Origin of the sequence: Mesorhizobium sp. M0854 (assembly GCF_040319815.1) — a bacterium.
In the GTDB taxonomy this organism is placed as follows: domain Bacteria; phylum Pseudomonadota; class Alphaproteobacteria; order Rhizobiales; family Rhizobiaceae; genus Mesorhizobium.
This window is the reverse complement of the sequence record NZ_JAMYOL010000063.1, coordinates 1-6112: the sequence shown is the minus strand read 5'-3', so window position 1 is coordinate 6112 and position 6112 is coordinate 1. Positions and strand designations below refer to the sequence as shown.

Sequence of the window (6112 nt, the reverse complement as noted above, 5' to 3'; positions counted from 1 at the left end):
CCGAAGGTGTCACCTGCAATTCCTGAGCGGCCTTTGCCACGCCGCCGAGCCGCGCGACTGCCTCGAAATGCGTCATCGAATTGAATTGATGTCTCACCTCGTCCTCGTCAGTTAAGCTCAGCTACACAGAATGTTAAGAAACGAAAATTGAGCCGAATGTCAATCGGTCGCATCCTCCTGTGGTCTCGGGAGGAGATACAGAATGGAACCGGGTGCAGCCCAAAGCTTGGGTAGTGCCGGCAATGTGCCGGCAGTTGGACAGGCATCGACCAAGAAGCCCCTGATCGAAGCTGCCAATATCGAGAAGAGTTATGACGCAACCCGTGTCCTTCGGGGCGTGAATTTTCAGGTCCGGCCTGGCGAAATCCACGCGCTCCTGGGCGGCAACGGCGCCGGCAAAAGCACCCTGATCCGCATCATCACCGGGCTGATCTCACGCGATGCCGGCGATATTAGCTTCGCCTCGTCGAAGGCCGGCCACACCAGCCCGATCATCGCGGTGGTGCATCAGGAGCTGGCGCTATTGCCCGAGCTGTCGGTCGCGGAAAACATCGGCATTGTGCATGCGAGGTCGGGCTGGTCGCAGATCAGCCGTCGCCGCATGCGCGAAACTGCGCTCGGAGCGCTCCGGCTGATCGACCCAGCGATCGGCGAAGAGATCATCCATCTGCCGGCACGCAAATTGTCCCTCCACGAAGGCCAGATCGTCGAGATCGCTCGTGCCCTTTCCACCGGAGCCGAAGTGCTGCTTCTCGACGAGCCCACGGCCAATCTCACCGCCGGCGAGACGGCCAAACTCTTCTCGGTGCTGAAGCGGTTGGTTCACGAGGAAGGCATCGGCATGGTCTTTGTTTCTCACCGGATGCGGGAAATCCGCGCGCTCTGCGATGTCTGCACGATCTTGCGCGATGGCGTCACGATCGCAAATGCCACGCCGCTTGCATTGCTCAGCGACGCCGAAATCGTCCAGCAGATGGGACAACTCGCGCAGCGTCCGGCAATGCACCGCAACCCGCAAAAACACCTCCGACAGGGCGCACCAGTCGAACTCCTCGGCCCCGGCGACGTCAGGATCGCGATTTCGTCTGGCACCATCCTGGGACTGGCCGGCGCACCCGCGGGCCCGACCGGTCTCATAGCTCCGCTGGTGGGCGCCGGACCCGGGACTGGCTGGTGCCTTTCCGGCGAGGGTTTCGGCGACCGCTTCTCGTCCCCAGCAGCAGCGGCGCGCGCGGGTATCGGGTTTATCTCGGGCGACCGAGCAACCAAGGGCATCCTTTCGCAGCTTCCCATCGTCGACAACGTGCTTGCAGCGCGCAGGGTTCGCGAGAGGCGGCGGATCGTAGCCGCAGCCGAGCGGCAGGAATGTCGTGATCTCGTTTCGGCGCTGAAGTTGAAAGCCAGCTCGATCTGGGACCTGCCGGCCTCGTTGTCCGGCGGCAACCAGCAGAAGCTTCTCGTCGCACGGTGGCTTGGGCTGCCGCTCCGGATGGTGGTGCTGGAAGAGCCGACGCGTGGCGTCGACATCGGCACCAAGCATGACATTTACGGTTTGATCCGGGAGATGGCCGACGCTGGCGCGATCATCGTCTGGTGGTCGACCGAGAATGTCGAACTGCTTGAGCTTTGCGACGCCATTTTCGCCTTCGACACCGATGGGCAGCCGAAGGGATTCCTGCCTGAAGAGCACTTCACCGAAGAGGGGCTCGCCGAACTGACGGGGATGGCGGCATGACCGACGCAACCAACGGGACCGCCACCACGAACAAACTCCGGACCGCCAACTCACGCGTCCCAGCAGTTCTTTTGTCCTACCGCACGGAAGCCGCGATTGCCGCTGCGATCGTCGTCCTGCTGCTGGCCGTCGGCATGTTCGTGCCCGCAGCACTCAGCATGGGCAATGTGCAAAACATCATCCAGGCCGCCGCGCCTCTCATAATCATGTCGCTCGGTGTTTTGCTGGTCGTCATTACCGGCGGAATCGATCTTTCGGTCGGTTCAGTCTTTTCCCTGACCGGAATGGTGACCGCGTTGGCGATGGCCAATGGCGCTGACGGACTGACCGCGAGTGCTGCCGGCCTGGCGGTCGGCCTTGTGTTCGGCTCGATCAATGGCCTTCTGGTCACGGTCGTCGGGCTCGCGCCTTTCGTCGTCACGCTCATCACGTACGCGGTGGCGGGCAGCCTTGCCTTCATCGTCACCAATGGGCGTTCGATGCCGATCGGCGCCCCGGATTTCTGGCTCCTGAATTCGGGCGAGATTATCCCGGGCGTCCCCAACCATCTTCTGTTCTGCATCATATTGATGATCGCGCTGGAATACGTCCTGCGCAAGGTCGTGCTCGGACGCTGGTTCTTTGCCGTCGGCTCGTCGGCAATTGCTGCCCGGCTGCTCGGCATTCCGGTTCTGCGCATCAAGTTTGCTGCCTATGTCGCTTCGGGCCTGCTCGCCTCTTTCGCCGGGCTGTTGACGGTGAGCTACATCCTCAACGCCGAAGCCACTGCCGGCGCCAGCCTGATGCTGCAGGCAATCGCCGCCGTCGTCATTGGCGGGGCCAGCCTCTTTGGCGGAACAGGCAGTGCCATTGGCGCTGTGCTGGGCGCTCTGATGATCACCTGCATCCAGAACGGCGTGAATCTCATCGGCGTGAACAGCTTCTGGCAAGGCTCAGTCACCGGCGCCGCGATCCTGCTCGCGGTGCTGATTGACCGCTTCAGCAACAAGAACCGCATCTAGATCATCAATGGGAGGAACCAAGATGAAGTTTAAGACCATACTACTTGCAGCGTTGGCGGCGGCTACCTTGTCCAGCGCATCATACGCTGAAGACAAGAAGACCGTCGCCTACATCGCCCCGTCGCTGGACATCTCCTACTGGCAATGGGTCGGGTACGGCGTGAAGGAGAAGGCCAACGAGCTTGGCATGGACTATGTCGAGTACACGTCGGAGAATTCGCCCGCCAAGCAGATGGACAATGCCAGGACCGCCGTGACCAAAGGCGTCGCGGCCATCGTGATCGGCCCCGTCAGCTCGACCTCGACACCGCCGCTGCTCGACTATCTGGCGAAGCAGAAAGTGCCGATCGCCTTCGCCGGCATCGGGCCGCAACCGGGCCTCACCAACTATACGTCCTCGGTCACCGCCAACAACTATGAGACCGGCAAGGCGCAGGGGAAATTCACCTGCGAGCTCGCCAAGGAGCGTGGCGGCAACAAGGTCGGTATGCTGTCCTTGCCGCAGGATCGGGAGAATGCGCAGAAGTACCTCAAGGGCGCTAAGGAGGCGTTCGCGGCCGCAGGGTGTGACCTCGTCCAGATGCTGGAGACGCGGGGCCTGACGATCAACGAAGCCGTCACCCAGGCAAATGACCTCTTGACCGCCAATCCCGATGTCAAGGCCATCTACGGCATGTATGACGAAGCCGGCAGCGGCGCCGCCAAGGTGGTCGAAACGCGCGGCTTGGCCGGCAAGATCGGCATTACCGTGGCCGACGGCTCGCCGACCACGATCGCGCTGCTCAAGAAAGGAGCGATCCAGGGCATCTTCTTCCAGGAGGCGGTGGGCCAAGGCATCGACGGAACCCAACAGGTCTACAACGCACTGACGGGCGCACCGGTGACCCAGGACATGGCCTTGGTGATGCCTCTTGTTACCGCCGACAAGGTCGACAGTCCTGAGGCCAAGAAGGTCATCGCCCGCGTCTTTCCGCCGAGCAACTGACCGCCACCCAATGGACCCGCCGGCTTGGCCGGCGGGTCCAGACCTCGAGCAAGGAATCCCGACCGTGGCCGAGCTGCCGTTCATCGATCCGCACCATCATTTGTGGGATCTGGAGACCAATTATTATCCGTGGCTGACCGACGGAGTTAAGCCGTCAGCTTTCGGTGACTACGAGGCGATCCGCAAAAGCTACCTTCTCGACGACTATCTAGAAGACGCCAGGAACCAGACCCTGGTGAAATCGGTGCACTTGGACGTAGGGTTCGATCCCAGCGATCCGGTTGGGGAGACCCGCTGGCTGCAGGAGATCGCGAACAAACGAGGCTTCCCCCACGGCATCGTCGGCTATGCCGACCTGTCTAGACCCGATGTCAGCGACCTCCTCGACCGGCACATGGAGTATCCGAATTTCAGGGGTATCCGGCAGTCGATGAACTACCATCCTGACGCCGCTAAGACATATCAGGCGCGGCCGGAGGTGAGCCGGACACCCGAATGGCGGCGTGGTTTCCGGGAGCTGGCGAAGCGACGGCTGAGCTTCGACTTGCAGCTCTACTATCCGCAGATGGGCGAGTTTCTCGAGCTCGCGCTGGACTTCCCCGACGTCCAGATCATTCTCAATCACACCGGCATGCAGGTCGACGGCGCCGAGCATTTTGGCGCCTGGAAAAAAGGCATGCACCAGTTGGCGCAAGCGCCGAACGTCGCCTGCAAGATCTCGGGTCTCGGCATGGGCGACTGGCGATGGACCGCTGCATCGATCCGTCCCTATGTCGAGGAAGCGTTCGGGGCGTTCGGGGTCGGCCGCTGCATGTTCGCGACGAACTTTCCGGTCGACAAGCTGTTTTCGAGCTTCGATGCGATCGTGAACGCCTTCAAGGAGATCACGCGAGGCTACACCCATGAGGAGCGGCTTGCGTTGTTCCACGACAACGCCGCCCGGTTCTACCGACTTTAGATCACCGGCAAAGAGAAATAGCAGGAGAGTTCGACATGTTGCTGAAGGGCAAGGCCGTGGTGATTTCAGGGGCCGCGAGCCCTCGGGGGATAGGCCGCTCCACGGCAACGCTGATGGCGGAGCAAGGCGCGCGCATTGCTATTCTTGACCTCGATGAGCAACAGGCCCGTGACGCCGCCGAGTCGCTTGGGCCCGAGCACATTGGCCTCGCCTGTAACGTCGCCGACCTCGATGCCTGCAAGAGGGCTGCTGCCGAAGTGGCCGAAGCCTTCGGCAAGGTCGACGTGCTGTGCAACATTGCCGGGATCACGCAGCCCGCAAAGACACTGGATATCGGCCCGGCTGACTGGGACCGCATGCTCGATGTCAACCTACGCGGCGTGCTCTATCTCAGCCAGGCATTCATCCCGAACATGCGCGAAAATGGCGGTGGCTCGATCATCTGCATGTCGTCGGTTTCGGCCCAGCGCGGCGGCGGCATCTTCGGTGGCCCGCACTATTCGGCTGCCAAGGCGGGTGTTCTGGGGCTTGCCAAGGCCATGGCGCGCGAATTCGGTCCCGAAGGCATCCGCGTCAACTGTGTCACACCGGGCCTGATCCAGACCGACATCACCGGCGGCAAACTGACCGAAGCCATGCGCGCCGACATCATCAAGGGAATCCCGCTCAGCCGGCTGGGGGATGCGCGCGACGTCGCTGGCGCCTACCTCTTTTTGGCGTCCGATCTGGCCAGCTACATCACCGGCGCCGTGATCGACGTCAACGGTGGGATGCTGATCCATGGCTGAGAGGATAACGGATCTTGAGATGCCTCGCGCTGGCAGCAATGTCAGCCTGGCCGAACGAGCCTATCGTATCCGCCGACACGCCGTGCGGATGGGTCAAGTCCAGGGCCAAGGTTATGTTGGACAGGCGCTGGGTGTCGCCGACGTGCTTGCCGTCGCCTATTTCCATGCGCTTCGTTACCGGCCGGAGGACACGTTGTGGGAGGGACGCGACCGCTTCCTGCTGTCGATCGGACACTATGCGATCGCGCTCTACGCGGCTCTGATCGAAGCGGGCGTGCTGCCGGAGGAAGAGCTCGAAACCTATGGCAGCGATGAAAGCCGTATGCCGATGTCCGGCATGGCGCCATACACGCCCGGCATGGAGATCACCGGCGGCTCGCTCGGTCACGGCCTTGGCATTGCCGTTGGCATGTGCATGGGGCTGACGCGCAAGCGAAGCGACAGTTTCGTCTACAATCTTTTGTCCGACGGCGAGCTCGGTGAGGGCTCGACCTGGGAAGCCGCGATGTCGGCCGCCCACCACAAGCTCGACAATCTCATTGCCATTGTCGACTTCAACGATCAGCAGGCCGATGGTCCGTCGACGGCCATGCTCTCCTCCGAACCGGTGACCGACAAGTTCGAGGCGTTCGGCTGGCATGCGCA

The 6112-nt window shown here is 62.1% G+C and carries 6 protein-coding genes; all 6 read left to right on the top strand.

Going from position 1 to position 6112, the window contains the following annotated elements; translation table 11 throughout:
* The first annotated feature begins 202 nt into the window (after positions 1-202).
* A complete protein-coding gene (locus NKH99_RS32385; RefSeq protein ID WP_353017918.1) occupies positions 203-1735 on the top strand; it encodes an ATP-binding cassette domain-containing protein in 1533 nt (510 codons plus the stop codon).
* Positions 1732-2736: an ABC transporter permease gene (locus NKH99_RS32380; RefSeq protein WP_353017917.1), complete on the top strand. Its 1005-nt coding sequence runs from the start codon at positions 1732-1734 to the stop codon at positions 2734-2736. The genes NKH99_RS32385 and NKH99_RS32380 overlap by 4 nt, the downstream gene beginning before the upstream one ends.
* Positions 2737-2758: 22 nt before the next feature.
* Positions 2759-3721, top strand: coding sequence for a substrate-binding domain-containing protein (locus NKH99_RS32375; RefSeq protein WP_353017915.1), 963 nt, complete (start codon positions 2759-2761; stop codon positions 3719-3721).
* Positions 3722-3785: 64 nt separating this feature from the next.
* Positions 3786-4679: an amidohydrolase family protein gene (locus NKH99_RS32370; protein WP_353017913.1), complete on the top strand. Its 894-nt coding sequence runs from the start codon at positions 3786-3788 to the stop codon at positions 4677-4679.
* A 35-nt stretch (positions 4680-4714) separates the two neighbouring features.
* Complete coding sequence (locus tag NKH99_RS32365) at positions 4715-5467, top strand: SDR family NAD(P)-dependent oxidoreductase (RefSeq protein ID WP_023722445.1); 753 nt, start codon at positions 4715-4717, stop codon at positions 5465-5467.
* A 19-nt stretch (positions 5468-5486) separates the two neighbouring features.
* A partial coding sequence (locus NKH99_RS32360; RefSeq protein ID WP_353017920.1) for a transketolase occupies positions 5487-6112 on the top strand: 626 nt, incomplete at its 3' end.

What these genes read in the sequence shown, in the direction of transcription:
- NKH99_RS32375 (WP_353017915.1), top strand. Translation starts at nt 2,759, where the DNA reads ATGAAGTTTAAGACCATACTACTTGCAGCGTTGGCGGCGGCTACCTTG.
- NKH99_RS32380 (WP_353017917.1), top strand. Translation starts at nt 1,732, where the DNA reads ATGACCGACGCAACCAACGGGACCGCCACCACGAACAAACTCCGGACC.
- NKH99_RS32385 (WP_353017918.1), top strand. Translation starts at nt 203, where the DNA reads ATGGAACCGGGTGCAGCCCAAAGCTTGGGTAGTGCCGGCAATGTGCCG.
- NKH99_RS32365 (WP_023722445.1), top strand. Translation starts at nt 4,715, where the DNA reads ATGTTGCTGAAGGGCAAGGCCGTGGTGATTTCAGGGGCCGCGAGCCCT.